Origin of the sequence: Luteibacter sp. SG786, from assembly GCF_011759605.1 — a bacterium.
GTDB lineage: Bacteria > Pseudomonadota > Gammaproteobacteria > Xanthomonadales > Rhodanobacteraceae > Luteibacter.
The window spans coordinates 1,973,162-1,991,413 of sequence record NZ_JAAOYX010000001.1; the positions used below are offsets into that span (position 1 = coordinate 1,973,162).

The following is an 18,252-nucleotide window of genomic DNA, read 5'->3' on the forward strand; positions in this document are numbered from 1 at the left end:
TCCAGTTACAAGCGGCCCCCAGGCCGCCCTTCAGGTGGATACCGGCGGTGGGGACCACCGGTGGAATGTGACCGTCCAAAAAAATCGCCCCAACCTGGGAGGCGGGGGCGATATGTCTTGTCAGCTGCCTAGTTTAAACCGTTGCGGGCCCCTGTGTAGGTGCGCCGCAACAGAGCGTTACCGGTGCCAGTGGGGGTCGCGGTACCAGACCTCTCGCTCGAACCGCCAGCCGCGGCCATAGGGGTGCCAGGCCGGCGCGCGGTACACGTAGCCCGGGCGCGAGGCGTACCAGTGGCCGCCCACCCATACGTAACGACCGCCATACCAGTTCCAGTAGCCCGGCGCCCAGACGTAACCGACGCGCGGCGGCGGCACGCGCTCGAAGCGCGGCGGGGGCGGGCGGGTGCCCACGGTGACAGAGACGTATTCCCGCGCGGCGGCGGGCGGGGTGTAGCTCGCGGCGCCGGCGGCCAGGCCCAGGGCGGCCACGGCAGCGAGGGTACGGGTCAGGCTCATGGTTGCTCTCCTTCGGACTCCGCGCGGGTGCGGATTCGTGCGCCAGAACGCGGGCTCGTTCGTGCGGGTTGACGACCTTCCGCCGTATGCGTTCAGCTTCGAGGATGAAACCGCCCCGCCGCTTCGGCGTCCGTACCATCGCAACTCTCCTCGGCATCCGTCTCGCCTACCGCCTGGGCAGCCGCCTGGCACCGCGTCGCACGGTGGCGCATGCCGCCCGCGTGTTCCAGACGCCGCTGCCCAGCAGCCGGGAGCGCGCGGCGCATGCCGCCGCCTCCACCTCGGCCAGGGAGGTATCGCTCGACATGGGCGGCCACGCCATCGCCACCTACGTGTGGGGCGACCCCACGACGCAGCCGTATGTCCTCTTCGTGCACGGCTGGTCGAGCATGGGCCTGCGCTGGGAAAACTGGGTGCCGCAGGTTCTTGCGAACGGCTGGGCGGCAGTCGCCTTCGACCAGCCGGGGCACGGCCGGAGCGGCGGCACGCTGTGCACGCTGCCCGATTTCGCGAACACGGTGGCCGCCGTCGCCCGGCATTACGGCGATCCGGAGGGCGTGGTGGCGCACTCTCTGGGGGGCGCGGCGGTGGCGTTGGCGCTCGACGATGGCTGGACCACGAAGCGCGTGGTGCTGATTGCCGCGGCGGCGGACGTGCAGGGGGCGACGAGGCGTTTCTCCCGATTCGTGCGCCTGAGCGAGCGCCTGCGCCCTAAGCTGCACGACGCGCTGGCCGAGCGCACCGGTGTGCTCATCGACGACCTGCACATCGCCCGGCATGCCCCGAAGCGCACCCAACCGGTGCTGGTGGTGCACGATCGCGACGATCCGGAGGTGCCTGTGGAAGAGGCCGCGATGTACATGAACCTCTGGCCCGGTGCGACATTCATGGAAACCAGCGGTCTTGGTCACCGCGCCGTGGTGGACGATGAGGCGGTGAGAAAGGCGGCCCTGGAGTTCCTCTCGTCACCGTGAGGCAGATGCGCCCTGCGTGGGCGCCTTCTAGCTGCTCTCCATGGATGGGGTGGCTGCTCCGTGTGGGAGCCGCTTCAGCGGCGATGGATGCTTGCGGCAAGCTTGCCCGCTGCCGCGGGATCGCCGGCAAAGCCGGCTCCCACAGGTACGCTGCAGCGCAGCAAGGGCCGCTACGCACGCCGCAGTAGAATTCCGAGTTCCCCACTGCTGTCGATAAAGTCCCGGAGTTTCCATGAGCTCGCAGCCCAAGCACATTCCCGCCAGCAACACGGACGCGGAAGCCACGCCGCTGCGCTTCGTGACGGCGGCGAGCCTCTTCGACGGCCATGACGCGGCCATCAACATCATGCGCCGGATCATCCAGAGCCAGGGGGCCGAGGTGATCCACCTGGGCCACAACCGCTCGGTGGAAGACGTGGTGCGCGCGGCGTTGCAGGAAGACGCGGACGCCATCGCGCTGTCGTCGTACCAGGGCGGCCACGTGGAATATTTCAAGTACATGGTGGACATGCTGCGCGAGCGCGGGGCAGGTCATGTGCGCGTGTTCGGCGGTGGCGGCGGCACCATCACGCCGGAAGAGATCAAGGAACTCCAGGCCTATGGCGTGGAACGCATCTACCATCCCAACGACGGCATGAAGCTCGGCCTCGTCGAGATGATCGAGGACGTGATGACGCGCACCCGCGCCGCGGCGAAGCAGCGCGTGGAAGTCGCGCCGCCGTCCGCCTCGGTGGAAGACGAGATCTCCATCGGTGCCATGCTTTCGGCCATCGAGGAAGACCGGCTGGGCGACGAAGAACTGGCCCGCCTGCGGAAGGCATGGAAGCTGGCCGGCGGCAAGACGCCCGTGCTCGGCCTCACAGGCACAGGCGGCGCGGGCAAGTCCTCCGTGGTGGACGAACTGCTGCTGCGTTTCCTGCACGCGTTCCCGCAGATGCGCATCGCGGTGCTCGCGGTGGACCCGACGCGCCGGCGCAGCGGCGGTGCGCTGCTGGGCGACCGCATCCGCATGAACTCGCTGCGCAGCCCGCGCGTGTACATGCGTTCGATGGCGACGCGCCGGCAGCACGCCGCCACATCGGTGGTGTTGCACGACTGCATCGATTTCCTCAAGGCCCAGGCCTACGACCTGGTGATCGTCGAAACCGCCGGCATCGGCCAGAGCGATTCGGAAATCGTCGACCTCGTCGACTTCCCCGTCTACGTGATGACCAGCGAGTACGGCGCCGCGAGCCAGCTCGAGAAGATCGACATGCTCGACTTCGCGGAACTCGTGGTGCTCAACAAGTTCGACAAGCGCGGTGCCGAGGACGCCCTGCGCGACGTGCGCAAGCAATGGAAGCGCAATCGCGCGGCCTTCCAGCTGTCCGACGACAAGGTGCCGGTGTATCCGACCATCGCCAGCCAGTTCAACGATCCGGGCGTTACCTGGATGTTCGACAACCTGTGCCGTCTGCTGCGCGAGAAGCTCTCGCTCCCCGCGGCCACCTGGACGCCGGACGTGGACACCAGCCTGCGCGAACCTCGCGCCACGGTGCTCATCCCCGGCAGCCGCGTGCGCTACCTGGCGGAAATCGCGGAGCAGGGGCGCGGCGTCAATACCGCCATCGCGACGCAGGCCGCGGCGGCGAGCAAGGCGCAGCATTACTACGAATCGTTGAAGGACATCGGCGACGAATCGCTGCCGCGCGCATTCGATCTCTACGACCACGCGCTGCTCACGGTGCATGGCGACCGCTCGCTCATCACGCTGCGCCAGCGCTACAACGAAGCCGTGCGCGAGCTCTCCAGCGAGGCCATCCACCTGCTGCGCGAGTGGCCGGCCCGCTTCGAATCGGTTACCGCCGAGTTCAACGAATACCAGGTTCGCGACAAGGTGATCCGCGTGGAGAACTACCGCGAATCGCTCAGCCACCAGAAGATCCCGAAGGTATCGCCGCCGAAGACGAAGGACTGGGGCGACCTGCTTTCCTTCCTCATGCGCGAGAACCTGCCGGGGCACTATCCGTACACCGGCGGCGTGTTCCCCTATCGCCGCGCCGGCGAGGACCCGACCCGCATGTTCGCGGGCGAGGGCACGCCCGAGCGCACCAATCGCCGTTTCCACTACCTGTCGCTGGGCGGCGGGGCCGCGCGCCTGTCCACGGCGTTCGACTCGGTGACGTTGTACGGCGAAGATCCGGCGCCCCGTCCCGACATCTACGGCAAGATCGGCAATTCCGGCGTGTCCATCGCCACGCTCGACGACATGAAGAAGCTCTACTCCGGCTTCGACCTTTCGGCGCCGACCACCTCCGTGTCGATGACGATCAACGGGCCGGCGCCGATCATCCTCGCCATGTTCATGAACACGGCCATCGACCAGAACGTCGAGAAGTACCTCAACGAGGATGCGTCCCGCTGGGAGCGCGTCAATGCGCGCATCGCCGAGCTGTACCCGGACGGCAACCGCCCGCGCTACAACGGCGAACTGCCTCAGGGCAACGACGGCCTGGGTCTCGGCCTGCTCGGCGTTTCCGGCGAGGAAGTGGTGGATGCGGAAACCTATGCGCGCATCAAGGCGCATACCCTGGCGACCGTGCGCGGCACGGTACAGGCCGACATCCTGAAGGAAGACCAGGCGCAGAATACCTGCATCTTCAGCACGGAGTTCGCCCTGCGCATGATGGGCGACATCCAGCAGTACTTCGTCGATCACAAGGTACGCAACTTCTATTCGGTGTCGATCTCCGGCTACCACATCGCCGAGGCCGGGGCGAACCCGATCAGCCAGCTGGCCTTCACGCTGTCGAACGGCTTCACCATCGTGGAGTACTACCTGGCGCGCGGCATGAAGATCGACGACTTCGCGCCCAACCTGTCGTTCTTCTTCTCCAACGGCATGGACCCGGAGTACACCGTGATCGGCCGCGTGGCGCGTCGCATCTGGGCCCGCGCCATGCGCGAACGCTACGGCGCCAGCCCGCGCAGCCAGATGCTGAAGTACCACATCCAGACGTCGGGCCGCTCGCTGCATGCGCAGGAAATCCAGTTCAACGACATCCGCACCACGTTGCAGGCGCTCTATGCGTTGTTCGACAACTGCAACAGCCTGCACACGAACGCGTACGACGAGGCGATCACCACGCCCACCGAGGAAAGCGTGCGCCGCGCCGTGGCCATCCAGCTCATCATCAACCGCGAGCTGGGCCTCAACTTCAACGAGAATCCCTGGCAGGGCAGCTTCGTGGTGGACGAGCTCACCGACCTCGTGGAAGAGGCCGTCTACAAGGAATTCGAGGCGATCAGCGAGCGCGGCGGCGTGCTCGGCGCGATGGACACGATGTACCAGCGCGGCAAGATCCAGGAAGAGTCGATGTATTACGAGCACAAGAAGCACGACGGCTCCCTGCCGCTCATCGGCGTGAACACCTTCCTGCCCAAGGACCACGGCGGCGAGATTGCCACCGAGATTGAACTCATCCGCTCCACGGAAGAAGAGAAGGGCCAGCAGATCGACAACGTGCGTCTCTACGGCAAGGCCCGCAACGGTCTCGCCCCCGAGAGCCTGAAAAAACTCCAGAAGACCGCCCGCGACCGCCGCAACGTGTTCGAGGAACTGATGGAAGCCGTGCAGCACAACTCGCTGGGCCAGATCAGCCACGCGCTGTACGACGTGGGCGGGGAATACCGCCGCAACATGTAAGAACCCAGGCCGTCGCCCCTGCGAAAGCAGGGGCCCAGCGCCTCAGTTCCCCCCGCGCGTCTGCCGTCGCTTACGCAAACTGAAATCCGGATGGTGACGCCTCTTCCAGGAACGCTCTATGCGCCGATGCTTCGTCGTGGCCGTCCTCACCCTGCTTGCATTGGCGGGGGCGCAGGCCAGCGAACCCGCGCACCGCGTCCTGTTCATCGGCAACAGCCTCACCTACGTCAACGATCTGCCGAACGCGTTCGCTTCGCTTGCTCCGGACGGGGCGCGCCTCGACGTCGACATGATCGCCAGTGCCGGAGCTTCGCTGGCGGATGCCATGCGAAATCCTCTGGTGACGAAGGCCCTTGCCGAGGGCGGTTACACCGATGTGATTCTGCAAGAGCGGGGAGGCGACGCCTTCTGCCCGACCGCGTGCCGGCAGGAGGGCGTTTCCGCGCTTTCCGCGATGCGGTCCGCCAAGGACGCGGCACACATGGTCAGAGCAGCCGGGGCACGCGTGTTCTATCTGGGTACGTGGCAGTCGAGCAGGGAAACGAACGAAGCGCTCGAATTCGGCGAACGCGCCATCGCGAGCGCCAGCGGCGCAGGTTATGTCGAAATCGCCGAATCGCGCCGGAAACTGATGCAGGCTTATCCTGAGCTTGCCTGGACCCACGCCGATGGTCAGCACCCCGGCTACGCGACGACCGCCATGATGGCGCTGCGGACATGGCGCGCCATGTTCGGCGTGACACCGACGACGGTGCCTTGCGTCGCCGGCGAGGTGCATTATCACGCGCCGATGCCCGACGGCATCCTGCATATCGACCTCTCGAAGAAGCCTCGCACGTGTCTGGTGCCATTGGACGCCGTGCGCGAACTCGCGGGCGATCCGTAGCTCCTGGCGCTCACAGGCGCGATTTTCGCCGCACTTGCGGTGTTTTCGATGGATTGCCCACGGCTCGATTTGAACTCGACCGCCCATCCGTAGTCCCATGGATGCTTGGTTTTCAGCGGGAGCGGTACATTGAGCAGTCAGTCGTCGGGTTCGAAATGGGTTGCAGGTTTGCTGGTGGTGGCGATTGCCGTCGTCGTCGGCATCTTCGTGTATCGGGAGAAGATGGCGCGGGAGAAGGCTGAGGCGCCGCCGTTTGCCGTCGCGGGTTCTTCCGAGCCGGCGCATGCCGGTACCGTGCACGACGCAGCGTTGCCGCAGCACCCGATCGGGCCTGCCAGCGGTTCCACGGCGGCCTTGCCGTCGCTGGACCAGAGCGACGACGCCGTGCTCGCCGGGTTGCTCGCCCTCACCAGCGACGACGCGCTGAAGTCGCTGCTCAAACCGCAGGCCATCGTCTCGCGCATGGTTTCGACCATCGACGCGTTGCCGAAGCAGACCATCGGCATGAACATCGTGCCGCTGCGCACGCCCACGGGGCGTTTCCAGGTGCAGTCGGACGACGGCATGTTCGTCGAGGCGAAAAAGAACTACGCGCGCTACGACACGTACATGTACGTTGCCGACCGGGTGAATCCCAAGGCAGCCGCGGCCTGGTACAAGCGCAATTATCCGCTGTTCCAGGACGCCTACCGCGACCTCGGCACCGGCGGCTATTTCAACGACCGCCTGATCGAGGTGATCGACCACCTGCTTGCCGCGCCGGAACCGAAGGGTACGCTGCAATTGATTCCGGCGAAGGAAGGCTACGTCTATGCCAATCCCACCTACGAGCAACTGTCCGTGGGCCAGAAGTTCATGATTCGCGTGGGGCCTGAGAATGAGGCGAAGTTGAAGGCGAAACTCAAGACGCTACGCGAGGCCATCCTGGCCGACGCGCCTGCGGGCTGAGCCGGTCTTTCTGTGGGAGCCGCTTCAGCGGCGATGGGTGCTCGCAGCAAGCTGGCGCGCTGCCGCGGGATCGCCGGCACAGCCGGCTCCCACAATGGATACTCCCAGCGGCTCAGGGCTTCTTTGACGGATCGCGCACCGGCACGCTGATGTTGCACAGGTCGATCTTCCCCGCGGGGCGGGTGTAGAAGTCGTCGTGGCGGTTGCGCTTGGCTTCGACCACCGCGGCGAAGGTCTTGCTGTCGGTGCGCAGCACCTGGATCGGCGTGCGGTCTGCTTCCGGCACGTCGGCCGCCAGGCGAACGCTCTTGATCGTCACCCGCTGTTCGGGCTTGTCGTAGAAGCCCATCGGTTCGCCGCCGCGCGGGTAGGCCGACAGGATCTCCATGCCCTTGATGACCTTGCCGGCCACCGCGAGGTTGCGGTCGAGGTTGCGCGGGGCCTGGCCGATGATGGCGTAGAGCGAACTGCCGTTGCCGGTTTCCGCGCCGGTATCACGCGCGACGCCCACGGTGCCGTAGCAGTGCGTGATCCACGCCTCGCCCTTGCCGTCGCGCGCCACCGGGAACCCATCGGAAAACCCGACTTCCGGCGCGTAAACGTCGCCGTCCGGCAGCTTCGTGAACGGATACGGCTTGCCGCCCTTGCGCGTGAACTCCGGCGCGAGGGTTTCCTTCGCGGTGCCCAGGCTCTTGGCCTTCTTCTTGTCGTCGCCGTCCGGATCGCCCCATTGGGTGACGAAGTTGTCCTGCACGCGGATGATCTGCGTACCGTCGAAGTAGTGTTCGCGGATCATCGTGCGGATGTTCGCTGCGTGCAGGGGCGACCAGTCCTGGGCCAGTTCGATGATCACGCGTCCCTGCGGCAGATCCATGTACACCAGGTTCTGGAGGTCGGGCGTGCGCCATTCGGCCGGGGTGGACTTCGCCACCAGTTCCTTCGGCGTGGGCGTCTTCTTTGCCTCCTCAGCAACGGCGGGCAGGGCGATGGCGAGAGTGAGCGCGAGGCAGGTACGTGCGAGCATGAGGTCCCCCGGATGAGTTGGCCCGCCGACGTTAGCAGACGTTCGATCACAGGCCCAGGTAGGCCTTGGGCTCCAGGTAGGCCTCGAGGCCGAACTGCCCGTACTCGCGACCGATGCCGGACTGCTTGAATCCGCCGAACGGGGCCTTCGGTTCGTGCGTCAGCGTGTTCACCAGCACGCGCCCGGCGTCGATGCGCGCGGCGACGCGGCGCGCCCTATCCTTGTCGCTCGAGAACACATAGGCCTGGAGGCCGTAGTTCGTGTCGTTCGCGATGGCGATCGCTTCCTCTTCGTTGTCGTAGGCGATGATCGAGAGCACGGGGCCGAAGATCTCCTCGCGGGCGATCGTCATGTCATTGCGCACGTCGGTGAACAGTGTCGGACGGACCAGCCAGCCATGCGCGTGGCCGTTCGGCCGCCCTTCGCCGCCCGTAAGCACGCGCGCGCCCTCGTCAATTCCCTTGCGGATATACCCCTGCACGCGCTGCCACTGCTTCGCGCTCACCATGGGCCCCACTTCGGTCGCGGGATCGCCCGGGTCGCCGGAGATCGCGGCTTCCACGGCGGCTTTGGCCATGGCCTCGAATTCGGCCTTCCGTGAGCGTGGCACCAGGATGCGCGTGCCGGCGATGCACGCCTGTCCGCTGTTCATGAACCCCGCAGCGATGGTCAGGGGTACGGCCTGGGCGAAATCGGCGTCGTCGAGCACGATGCTCGGCGACTTGCCGCCCAGTTCCAGCGTCACGCGCTTCAGGGTGTCCGCGCCGTTGCGCAGAATACCCTTGCCGACCGCCGTCGAGCCGGTGAACGAGATCTTCGCGATGTCGGGACTGGCGACCATTTCCGCGCCCACGATCTCGCCACGTCCGGTCACGATGTTGAACACGCCCGCGGGTGCAGCCGCCTCATGCAGCGCTTCGGTCACGATCTTCGTCTGCAACGCACTCATCTCGCTGGGCTTGATCACGGCGGTGCAGCCGGCGGCGATGGCTGCGGCGAGCTTGCCGCAGATGAAACCAGCGTTGCTGTTCCATGGCGTGATGAGGCCCGCAACGCCGGCCGGCTGCATCACGACGGTGGCCGTGCCCATGCGTCGTTCGAAGTCGAAGGTGCGCAGCGTGTCGATGGCATCCGTAAAAACGGTAGCGGCATGGCGCGCCATCCAGCGACCGCGCGATACGGGTGCGCCGTACTCCTCGCGGATGGCGGCGAACAGATCATCTTCGCGCGCCAGTACCGCCTCGTGCATGCGCCGGAGAAGGGCGATCCGCTCCTCCACGTCTGTATACCTGAAGGTATCGAAGGCGCGCTTCGCCGCAGCGATGGCGCGGCGCGCGTCGTCGGCATCGGCCAGTCGTACCGTGCCGATCACCGCCTCGGTGGCCGGATTGAACAGCTCGAAGCGCTCGGTGCCGTGCGGGGTGACGAACGCGCCGTCGATGTAGATGTGCTCGATGGTGTGCATGACCTGTCCTCGGTGGGCGCGCCAGGGCGCGGGTGCTCTCCAAGATGCGGACGGGTCATTGATCTGATAAGAAGGACAAATCGGAATAAGCCGTTAAGCTGGAGCGGATAATGCGATCCGGTCTCACCGAACTCGAAGCCGTCCTGGCCGTGGCCCGGCAAGGCAGCTTCCGGGCCGCCGCGGCGTCCCTGGAGATGTCCACGTCGGCGCTCAGCCAGGCCGTGGCCGCCCTGGAAGCGCGCATCGGCACGCGGCTCTTCCATCGCACCACGCGCAGTGTCCGGCTCACGGCGGCCGGCGAGCGCTTCGTCGGCGAGGTGGCTCCCGCCGTGGCCGATATCCAGGGCGCGCTGGAACGGGCGAGCGAGGAGGCAGGAACGCCCTCCGGCGCATTGCGGATCAATACCTCGGCCGGTGCGGCGCACCTGGCCATGTGGCCCTACCTTGTTCCGTTTCTGCGGAAGTACCCGGCCGTGCACCTGGATCTGGTGACCGACGACCGCCTCATCGACATCGTGCGGGACGGTTTCGACGCGGGCATTCGCACCGCCGACACGGTGCCGGGCGACATGGTGGCGGTGCCGTTCGGGCCGCCGATCCGCTTTGCCGTGGTGGGAACGCCCGACTACTTCGCGCGGCATGGCCGGCCACGCACGCCGGCGGACCTCGTGCACCACGTGTGCGTACGTGCACGCATGTCGGCCGGCCACATCTATCGCTGGGAGTTCGAACGGCGCGGTGAAACGCTGGCGGTCGAAACGGGCGGCACGCTCACCCTGGACGAGCCGCGCCTGATGCTGGAAGCGGCACTGGCCGGACTCGGGCTTGCCTACGTTGCCGAATTCCAGGCCACCGAGGCCTTGGCGGCAGGCCGCCTCGAACGCGTGCTCGAGGAGTGGACCCCTCCGTTCGACCGACTGTGCCTCTACTACCCGGGACGGCGGCACGTGCCCGCGCCGCTCCGGGCCCTGGTGGAGTTGATCAGGGAGTTGGGCTGAGCGCATGGGCCAAGGGTCATGGCAACCTTTTGCGGTTCGGCAGGCATCCTTCCCGCAAGTTTCCACGCCCCGGACCCCCCATGCGTTCTCGCTTCACCCTTGCTTTGCTGCTGGGCCTCGTTGCCGCCCCCGCGTTCGCGGAGGTGACGATCGATGGGCACATCGATCCCGCGGAATGGGCTGGGGCGAAGCACATCGTCGACTTCCGCCAGACGCAGCCGTTCACGGGCAAACCCGGCAGCCAGCCGACGGAAGCATGGATCCTCTCGACGCCCAAGGGCCTTGCGGTGGCGATCCGGGCGACACAACCCGATGGCGACGTCGTTCGCTCGCGCCAGCAGACGCGGCGTGACGAGAACGCGCTGGTCGACCGTATCAACGTCATGGTGGATTTCAACGGCGACGGTCGCGTGGGTTACGACTTCGAGGTGAAGTCGCAAGGCGGCATCGCCGACGAGGTGATCACCAACGAATCCGACTTCAGCTACGACTGGGACGGCCGTTGGGACCATGCGGTCAGCGAAGACGCCAACGGTTATTCCGTGGAAGTGCTCATCCCGTGGTACATCGCGCCCATGCACAAGGCAAAGGGCGGGGAGCGAACCATCGGTCTCTACATCGACCGTGTGATAGGCAGCACCGGCGAACGCATGGGCTGGCCCACGATCACGTTCGACCAGGGGCGCTTCCTTTCGAGCTTCGAGCGTGTGCGGATGCCCGCGTATTCGCAGTCGCTGTTCGCGGTGACGCCTTACGTAGTGGGCAAGGTGGACCGGGCGCATGGCGGCACCACGTTCGAGCAGGGCGCCGACATTCTCTGGAAGCCCAACGGCCAGACCCAGCTCACGGCCACCATCAATCCGGACTTCGGCCAGGTGGAAAGCGACGACCTCGTGGTGAACTTCTCGCCGGAGGAAACCTTCTTCACCGACAAGCGCCCCTTCTTCACGGAAAACCAGGGCATCTTCGATTTCAGCCTGCTCGACGATTACTCGCAGCTGGTCTATACGCGGCGCGTGGGCGGCGCCTCGGACGATGGCCACGGTGCTGCCGACATCTCGGCGGCGGTGAAGGTCAACGGCAGCCTCGGCTCCACCAATTACGGCATCCTCACTGCGCAGGAAAAGGGCGACGCGGGGCGCAGCTTCGGGGCGCTTCGTCTCAGCCAGAACGTCGGCACGCAGACGTTCGGCATGCTCGCCACCCATGTCAGCCATCCCTACCTCGACCGCGACGCCAATGTGCTGGGTTTCGACCACCGCTGGCAGCCCAATGCCGATTTCACGGTGACCAGCAACGTGGTGGGCAGCAAGATCGACCAGCCAAATGCCGGTACATCCGGCCTCGGGGCGACCAGCGTCGCGTACTGGCAGATGAACGATACGTGGGCGCAGCAGTGGCTCGGCATGTACTTCGGCGAGCGGCTCGACATCGACGACTTTGGATACCTGCCGCGCAACAACATGGAATATCTGCACTGGGAAGTGCGCCGGCGCGTGACCGGCCTGCCGGCGGATTCCGCGTATGCGTCGCACCTGTGGAAATATCGCATCTCGGGCGCGAACAACACCCGCGGCCTGTCCATCAGCCGCCGCCTCCGCATCCAGCGTGACAGCCGCCGCCGCGACGGTGGCGACGAAGAATGGCGCCTCGACACCTTCTCGTCCGCCTATGACGATCTGCTTACCCGGGGTGGGCACGCTCTGCACGAGCCGCCCACCGCGAAGCTGTATTACGAACGCACGCGCCCCCGCGTGGGCCGCTGGGCCTGGGAAGCGGAAGGCTTCGTCACCGGGAATCAGCTCACCGGCTACCACCGGCTCGGCTATTACTTCAAGTTCACGCCGACGTATTTCATCACCGACGCCTTCAGCGTGTTCCTCGGCGGCAGCTACGAGTGGGACCCGAACTGGCTGATCTGGCAGGGCCACGACAACCTGCTGGGCTCTTACGACGGGCGCACCATAGGCATCGACAGCGGCCTCAACTGGAACCTCAGCAACCGGCAGGAGCTGCGCGTGAAACTGCAGACGCTGGCCGTGGGCGCGAAGCTGCGCGACACGCTGGAGGTAACGCCCAGCGGCGGCACCGTGCACAGCGACGAACCGGTGGACGACCTGGGCGTGGCCAACCTGGGCTTCCAGATCCGCTACCGCTACGAGATCGCGCCGCTGTCCGATCTCTACATCGTGTACAACCGCGGCGGCTACAGGGATGACACGGACGACGACGTGGGGTCGCAGTTCCGCCAGGGCTTCAGCCTCAAGGACGTGAACGAGGGCCTGGTGAAGATCGCGTACCGGCTGGAGTTCTGACGGGCGCCGCCATGGGCTCCGGGTAGAGTCCGGCTTCACATGTCATGTGGCATTCCTCCGCCATGGACGGCCTGCGGAGAGCCTTGTGCCACATCTCGACAATCCCGTGCCGGGGCGCCGCATCGGCGACCACGGCGTCATCGGGAACCAGGACACCATCGCGCTGGTGGCGAGCGACGGCACTATCGACTTCATGTGCTGGCCGCACCTGGACAGCCCCTCGGTGTTCGCGGCGCTGCTCGATCCTGAGAAAGGTGGCGAGTTCACGGTCGAGCCCCTGCTCGAAGAAGCCAACCGCATGCAGCTGTATGTTCCCGAAACCAACATCCTGGTCACGCGCTGGATGGCGGACGAGGCCAGCATCGAGCTGACGGATTTCATGCCGCATCCGGAGTGCGGCGCGCGCCTTCCCCGCAGCCTCGTGCGCCGGCTTCGCGTGTCGCGCGGCAAGGTGCGGGTGCGCGTTCGCTGTCGTCCCCGGCTCGACTACGCCTCGTGCGTCCCCACGGCCGAGGAATACGGGTCCACGGTGGTGTTCCACGACGGCGCGCATGCCCTGCGCCTCGGTGCTTCCGTTCCCTTGAAGTGCGGCGACGGCGAGGCGCATGCGGAGTTCGCTCTCGACGTGGGCGAGGACGCGTGGTTCGTGCTGTGCGACGAGGAACACGATCCCCTGGATGCCGCGGAGTGCGCGGCCGCGCTCGATGCAACGGCGGACATCTGGCGGCACTGGGCACGGCGTTCCACCTACCGCGGGCGCTGGCGGGAAATGGTGGATCGGTCCGCGCTCGTGCTGAAGCTGCTCGTGTCGCACAAGCATGGCTCCATCGCGGCGGCCGGTACGTTCGGCTTGCCGGAGGCCACCGGCGCCTCACGCAACTGGGATTACCGTGCCAGCTGGCTGCGCGACGCGTCCTTCACCGTGTACGCCTTCATGCGGTTGGGCTATGTCGATGAGGCGGAACACTTCCGGAAGTGGACGGAAGACCGGTTCACGGAACTGGAGAACGGCAACACCTTGCGCATCATGTACGCACTGGACGGCAGCGAAGCTTTGGCCGAATCGACATTGGATCATCTGGCGGGCTATGCGGGCTCGCGCCCCGTGCGCATCGGCAACGCCGCACGTTCGCAGACGCAGCTGGACATCTACGGCGAACTGCTCGACAGCATCTATCTTTCCAACAAGTACGGACGGGCGATCAGCCGGGAAGGGTGGGCACACGTGCAGCGCCTGGTCGACTACGTGTGCGCGCACTGGATGGAAGCGGACGAAGGCATCTGGGAGGTGCGCGACACGCCACGGCATTTCCTGCACTCGGGCCTGATGTGCTGGGTGGCGCTCGATCGCGCGGTACGGCTCGCGCGCAAGCGCTCGCTCCCTGGCGCGGTGGTGGAATGGGCGACTGAACGGGACCGTATTTCGGACGACATCTGGACGCACTTCCGGCATCCCGAGCACGGCTATTTCGTGCAGACGAAGGGCGGCCGCGACCTCGACGCGTCGGCCCTCATGATGCCGCTGGTGCGTTTCGTGTCGGCCACCGACCCGGTATGGCTGAAGACGCTGGATGCGATCGGCGAACAACTGGCCGATGACGGCATGGTGTTCCGCTACCGGAACTCGGACGGCCTGGAAGGTGGCGACGGCGCCTTCACCACGTGCACGTTCTGGTATGTGGAATGCCTGGCACGGGCGGGGCGGCTGAACGAAGCGCGCGAGGCGATGGCGCGCGGCCTGCGCTATGCGAACCACGTGGGCCTGTTCGCCGAGGAACTGAGCCTACGGGCGGAACCCCTGGGCAACTTCCCGCAGGCGCTGACCCACCTTGCGTTCATCAGCGCGGCTTATTACCTCGATCGCCGCCTCTCCACCCCGCAAGGGGAAACCTGGCAGCCCTAGATCTCGTTCTCGTCCGGATTCACGAACTCGATCGCGGCTTCTCGCGTGCCGGCGGTTTCCTCGGCGATCTCGCGCACCCGCTCGCCGATCTTCTCGTTGGGAACCTCCACCTCGAGGGTGTAGGTTTTCGAACTCATGTCGTCGGAGAGGTTCTGCGAGCTGGAGTCGTCGCGGAAGTCGTTCATGAAGTCGTCGATCTCCTCGACCCTCTCGATACGGTCGACGCCGTGGATGGCGTTCAGCACGTCCTCGAACACGTCGCGGTCGCCGGTGATGCGTAGCTGGATGCGGGGCATGGAAGTCTCCTTTCCGGATGGGATGATGCTGGCGCGTGACATGTGTGCCGAAAGTGTACGCCGCCGCTACCATGGGCGTTTTCGACGGCCGCGACCATGCCCAAGACCTACGACCAGGCCTATTTCGACAAGTGGTACCGCAGCGCCGGCCACGCCGTGCGGTCGCCGGCCGAGCTTCGGCGCAAGGTGGCCATGGTGGTGGGGCAGGCCGAGTTCTATCTCGGCAGGCCCGTGCGCAACGTGCTGGACGTGGGTTGCGGCGAAGCGCCCTGGCGGGCCGAACTCCGCCGCCTGCGTCCCGATATCGAATACCGGGGACTGGAGGCCAGCGAATATGCGGTGGCGCGTTACGGCCGGTCGCGCAATATCGGCTATGCACGCTTCGGCCAGCTGGCCGAGCTGCGCTTCGACACGCGCTTCGACCTGATCGTCTGCACCGACGTGTTGCATTACCTGAAGCCTGCCGAGATCCGCGCCGGCCTCATCGGTATCGGCGAGATGGCCGAAGGGCTGGCTTTCCTCGAGGTGTACACGCGCGAGGACGACCCGGGCGGCGACCGCGAAGGGTTCTTTGGCAGGCCGGCGCGCTGGTACCGCGAGGCCTTCGCCAGGGAGGGGCTGATTCCCGTCGGCTCCCAGTGCTATGCCAGCCCCCGCCTCGCACGCCACGTGGCGGCGCTGGAGCGCCTTTAAGGGTTTTTTACGAGCCCGCCGAGGCCGTGAACCACGCGATCGTCGCCAGCGCGTTGTTGGCGGCGTGGGCGACGAAGGACGGCCAGATGGAACCGCTGCGCACGCGCAGCCAGGCGCAGAACAGGCCGACGAGCACCAGGTTCGGCACCGCGTACCAGAGCCACGCCAGGTCAGGCAGGTGCACCGTGCCGAAGATGAGCGCGGACAGCGCGATGGCCCAGCCGTCGCCGAGCCGCGTGCGCAGCACCGAGAGCAGGGCGCCCCGGAACAGCAGTTCCTCGACCGCGGGGCCCGCCAGTACCACCACGGGCAGGAGTGCCACCCGCATGCCGATGTGTGCCTTGTCGGCGATATCGCTCACAGCTTGGCTGACGGTGTGCTCGCCGGCGAGCAGTTGCGTAAGAAGGCCCCCGATCATGGGCGCGGCCAGACCCAGGATGGTACCCATCAGGATGAAACGGCCGGCCGGTTCGGTGAAACCCAGCCCGCTCGGGCCCGGGTCCCTGGCGTGTTCCGGACCCCAGCGCCGCACGACGAGCCAGGAGGCCAGGGCAGCGGCGCAGAGCACGGTGAGGATCACCACGACGATGAGCCGATCAGGCGCGGCGGGCACCTGGCCCGGGAAATGGCGGGCGATCTGCATGGAGGCGCCGCCGAACAACGCGCCGAACACGAACTGCATGGCGAAATAGGCCACGATGCAGAGCGCGGTTTCGACGATTCCCGGAGGGGGAGCGGGTGCCCGGAAGGTGGACAAGGGGGATTCGGGAAGGTAATCGTGGGCCATGGGGCACCCTAGCCGACGGAGGTCGGGCGCCGCAACGACGCTTACGGCACAGGCGGTCATCCGGGCCCTGTATAGTTGTCCGTCCCTAAAGGAGGAAGCGTGGCGCCCCGACGCGCCTGATCATGTTCGCATTCGACTGGCTAGCCGACCCTTCGGCCTGGGCGGGACTCCTCACGTTGATCGTGCTGGAGATCGTGCTCGGCATCGACAACCTCGTCTTCGTCGCGATCCTCGCCGACAAGCTCCACGCCCGCCAGCGCGACCACGCGCGCCTCATGGGCCTCGGCCTCGCGCTGGTCATGCGCCTGTGCCTGCTTGCCGCCATGTCCTGGCTGGTGACGCTCACGCAGCCGCTGTTCGAGTGGCGCGGGTTCAGCCTGGCCTGGCGGGACATCATCCTCATCGTCGGCGGCGCTTTCCTCCTCTTCAAGGCCACGCTCGAACTGCACGAGCGGCTGGAAGCATCCGAACACGACGAAGGCGGCGCTCGGCGCCGGGCCAGCTTCTGGCTGGTGGTGGCTCAGATCGTGATCCTCGACGCGGTGTTCTCGCTCGACTCCGTCATCACCGCCGTCGGCATGGTCGATCACCTTTCCATCATGATGATCGGTGTGGTGGTGGCCATGGGACTCATGATCACGGCGAGCAAGCCGCTCACCGTGTTCGTCAACGCGCGCCCCACGGTCATCATCCTCTGCCTGTCGTTCCTGTTGATGATCGGCTTCAGCCTCATCGCCGAAGGCTTCGGTTTCCATATTCCGAAGGGCTACCTGTACGCCGCCATCGGCTTCTCGATCATGATCGAGGTGTTCAACCAGACGATGCGGCGGAATCGGCGCCGCTCGCTGCTGGTGGGCGGCCGGGTGATGCGCGACCGCACGGCGCGCGCGGTGCTGCGCCTGCTCGGCGGTGCCCCGGACGACGCCGGCGACGGCGGGAAGGGCGAGCCTGTGCCGGAGGTCGCCGAGACCTCGGTGTTCGGCAAGGACGAGCTGGAAATGGTGCAGGGCGTGCTCGATCTCTCGCAGCGGCCGGTTCGCTCGATCATGACCCCGCGCACCGAAATCGTCTGGGTAGACCCCGACGAGGAATCCTCGGTGCTGCTCGGCGAAGCGCGCGAATCGCCGCACCATTGGATGCTCGTGGCGCGGGGCGATCTCGACGAACTCGTGGGTGTGGTCTCGTCCCGCGACCTGCTGGCCAGCGTGAGCGAACACGGCCGGCTGGACACCGATACCTTCGTGCGCAAGCCGATCACGGTGCTGGAATCGCTGAGCGTGCTCCGGTTGATCGACGAGTTCCGCCGCGCGCCGCTGCAGGTGGCGCTCGTGGTGGACGAGTACGGCAGCATCCTCGGCCTCGTCACGCCGGCCGACGTGTTGGAAACGATCGCGGGCGAATTCCCCAGCGAGACCGACGAGGGCGATCCCTCGGCGGTCAGCGAGCCGGATGGTGCCTGGCTGCTCGACGCCAGCCTCGACGCACGCCGCGTGGAGCACTTGCTCGGGCACCGGCTGCCGGGCGCGGCGGAAGGCAATTTCTCCACGCTGGCGGGCTTCGTCCTCCAGCAGCTGGGCCGTCTACCCGCCCCGGGCGACCGCTTCGAGACGGACAATCTGGAGTTCGAGGTCACCGCGATGGACGGCGCTCGCATTCAGCGCGTGCGCGTGATGGCCCTGGGCAGCGACGACGTATAGAACCCACTGTGGGAGCCGCTTCAGCGGCGATGGGTGCTTGCGGGAGACTTGCCCGCTGCCGCGGG

General features: G+C 66.4%; 14 protein-coding genes. 9 read left to right on the forward strand and 5 right to left on the reverse strand.

Annotated features, from left to right (window positions below; genetic code table 11):
• Positions 1-177: 177 nt before the first annotated feature.
• Positions 178-516 carry a YXWGXW repeat-containing protein gene (locus tag FHS47_RS09070; protein WP_167025924.1) on the reverse strand — a complete coding sequence of 113 codons (339 nt, stop codon included), beginning with the start codon at positions 514-516 and terminating at the stop codon, positions 178-180.
• A gap of 104 nt (positions 517-620) precedes the next feature.
• On the opposite strand from FHS47_RS09070, the gene FHS47_RS09075 reads away from it, so the two are divergent.
• From FHS47_RS09075 to FHS47_RS09090, 4 genes are all read left to right on the forward strand, one after another.
• On the forward strand, positions 621-1,490 hold the full coding sequence (locus tag FHS47_RS09075) for an alpha/beta fold hydrolase (protein WP_167025927.1): 870 nt from the start codon (positions 621-623) through the stop codon (positions 1,488-1,490).
• Between the two features lie 232 nt (positions 1,491-1,722).
• Positions 1,723-5,175, forward strand: coding sequence for a methylmalonyl-CoA mutase family protein (locus FHS47_RS09080; RefSeq protein WP_167025930.1), 3,453 nt, complete (start codon positions 1,723-1,725; stop codon positions 5,173-5,175).
• A gap of 118 nt (positions 5,176-5,293) precedes the next feature.
• Complete coding sequence (locus FHS47_RS09085; RefSeq protein ID WP_167025933.1) at positions 5,294-6,061, forward strand: hypothetical protein; 768 nt, start codon at positions 5,294-5,296, stop codon at positions 6,059-6,061.
• Positions 6,062-6,190: 129 nt separating this feature from the next.
• On the forward strand, positions 6,191-7,009 hold the full coding sequence (locus FHS47_RS09090) for a DUF3014 domain-containing protein (protein ID WP_167025936.1): 819 nt from the start codon (positions 6,191-6,193) through the stop codon (positions 7,007-7,009).
• Between the two features lie 112 nt (positions 7,010-7,121).
• Here the strand turns inward: FHS47_RS09090 and FHS47_RS09095 are convergent, their stop codons facing one another.
• Positions 7,122-8,033: a peptidylprolyl isomerase gene (locus tag FHS47_RS09095; protein ID WP_167025939.1), complete on the reverse strand. Its 912-nt coding sequence runs from the start codon at positions 8,031-8,033 to the stop codon at positions 7,122-7,124.
• Between the two features lie 46 nt (positions 8,034-8,079).
• Positions 8,080-9,498 (reverse strand): aldehyde dehydrogenase family protein, encoded by a 1,419-nt coding sequence (locus FHS47_RS09100; protein WP_167025942.1) that lies wholly within the window; start codon positions 9,496-9,498, stop codon positions 8,080-8,082.
• A 110-nt stretch (positions 9,499-9,608) separates the two neighbouring features.
• Between FHS47_RS09100 and FHS47_RS09105 the strand changes: the two genes are divergently transcribed.
• The 3 genes from FHS47_RS09105 to FHS47_RS20010 all read left to right on the forward strand — a co-directional run bounded on the left by FHS47_RS09105 (position 9,609) and on the right by FHS47_RS20010 (position 14,714).
• Positions 9,609-10,496 (forward strand): LysR family transcriptional regulator, encoded by an 888-nt coding sequence (locus FHS47_RS09105; protein WP_208381882.1) that lies wholly within the window; start codon positions 9,609-9,611, stop codon positions 10,494-10,496.
• Between the two features lie 80 nt (positions 10,497-10,576).
• Entirely contained in the window at positions 10,577-12,811 is a 2,235-nt protein-coding gene (locus FHS47_RS09110) for a DUF5916 domain-containing protein (protein ID WP_167025945.1), read from the forward strand.
• An 85-nt stretch (positions 12,812-12,896) separates the two neighbouring features.
• Positions 12,897-14,714, forward strand: a complete 1,818-nt coding sequence (locus FHS47_RS20010; RefSeq protein ID WP_208381883.1) for a glycoside hydrolase family 15 protein — start codon at positions 12,897-12,899, stop codon at positions 14,712-14,714.
• Here the strand turns inward: FHS47_RS20010 and FHS47_RS09120 are convergent.
• A complete protein-coding gene (locus FHS47_RS09120; RefSeq protein WP_167025948.1) occupies positions 14,711-15,010 on the reverse strand; it encodes a hypothetical protein in 300 nt (99 codons plus the stop codon). The two genes, FHS47_RS20010 and FHS47_RS09120, sit on opposite strands and share 4 nt — an antisense overlap.
• Before the next feature lie 96 nt (positions 15,011-15,106).
• On the opposite strand from FHS47_RS09120, the gene FHS47_RS09125 reads away from it, so the two are divergent.
• Positions 15,107-15,703 (forward strand): class I SAM-dependent methyltransferase, encoded by a 597-nt coding sequence (locus tag FHS47_RS09125; RefSeq protein WP_167025951.1) that lies wholly within the window; start codon positions 15,107-15,109, stop codon positions 15,701-15,703.
• Between the two features lie 7 nt (positions 15,704-15,710).
• On the opposite strand, the gene FHS47_RS09130 is transcribed toward FHS47_RS09125, so the two are convergent.
• Positions 15,711-16,490, reverse strand: coding sequence for a CPBP family intramembrane glutamic endopeptidase (locus FHS47_RS09130; protein ID WP_167025954.1), 780 nt, complete (start codon positions 16,488-16,490; stop codon positions 15,711-15,713).
• Positions 16,491-16,612: 122 nt separating this feature from the next.
• On the opposite strand from FHS47_RS09130, the gene FHS47_RS09135 reads away from it, so the two are divergent.
• Positions 16,613-18,187: a TerC family protein gene (locus FHS47_RS09135; RefSeq protein WP_167025957.1), complete on the forward strand. Its 1,575-nt coding sequence runs from the start codon at positions 16,613-16,615 to the stop codon at positions 18,185-18,187.
• Positions 18,188-18,252: the final 65 nt, after the last annotated feature.

Bases quoted from the DNA above. Each gene is read 5' to 3' on its own strand.
- FHS47_RS09075 (WP_167025927.1), top strand. From the start codon at position 621: ATGAAACCGCCCCGCCGCTTCGGCGTCCGTACCATCGCAACTCTCCTC.
- FHS47_RS09085 (WP_167025933.1), top strand. From the start codon at position 5,294: ATGCGCCGATGCTTCGTCGTGGCCGTCCTCACCCTGCTTGCATTGGCG.
- FHS47_RS09130 (WP_167025954.1), bottom strand. From the start codon at position 16,490: ATGGCCCACGATTACCTTCCCGAATCCCCCTTGTCCACCTTCCGGGCA.
- FHS47_RS09105 (WP_208381882.1), top strand. From the start codon at position 9,609: ATGCGATCCGGTCTCACCGAACTCGAAGCCGTCCTGGCCGTGGCCCGG.
- FHS47_RS09110 (WP_167025945.1), top strand. From the start codon at position 10,577: ATGCGTTCTCGCTTCACCCTTGCTTTGCTGCTGGGCCTCGTTGCCGCC.
- FHS47_RS09125 (WP_167025951.1), top strand. From the start codon at position 15,107: ATGCCCAAGACCTACGACCAGGCCTATTTCGACAAGTGGTACCGCAGC.
- FHS47_RS09135 (WP_167025957.1), top strand. From the start codon at position 16,613: ATGTTCGCATTCGACTGGCTAGCCGACCCTTCGGCCTGGGCGGGACTC.
- FHS47_RS09070 (WP_167025924.1), bottom strand. From the start codon at position 516: ATGAGCCTGACCCGTACCCTCGCTGCCGTGGCCGCCCTGGGCCTGGCC.
- FHS47_RS09100 (WP_167025942.1), bottom strand. From the start codon at position 9,498: ATGCACACCATCGAGCACATCTACATCGACGGCGCGTTCGTCACCCCG.
- FHS47_RS09120 (WP_167025948.1), bottom strand. From the start codon at position 15,010: ATGCCCCGCATCCAGCTACGCATCACCGGCGACCGCGACGTGTTCGAG.
- FHS47_RS09095 (WP_167025939.1), bottom strand. From the start codon at position 8,033: ATGCTCGCACGTACCTGCCTCGCGCTCACTCTCGCCATCGCCCTGCCC.
- FHS47_RS09080 (WP_167025930.1), top strand. From the start codon at position 1,723: ATGAGCTCGCAGCCCAAGCACATTCCCGCCAGCAACACGGACGCGGAA.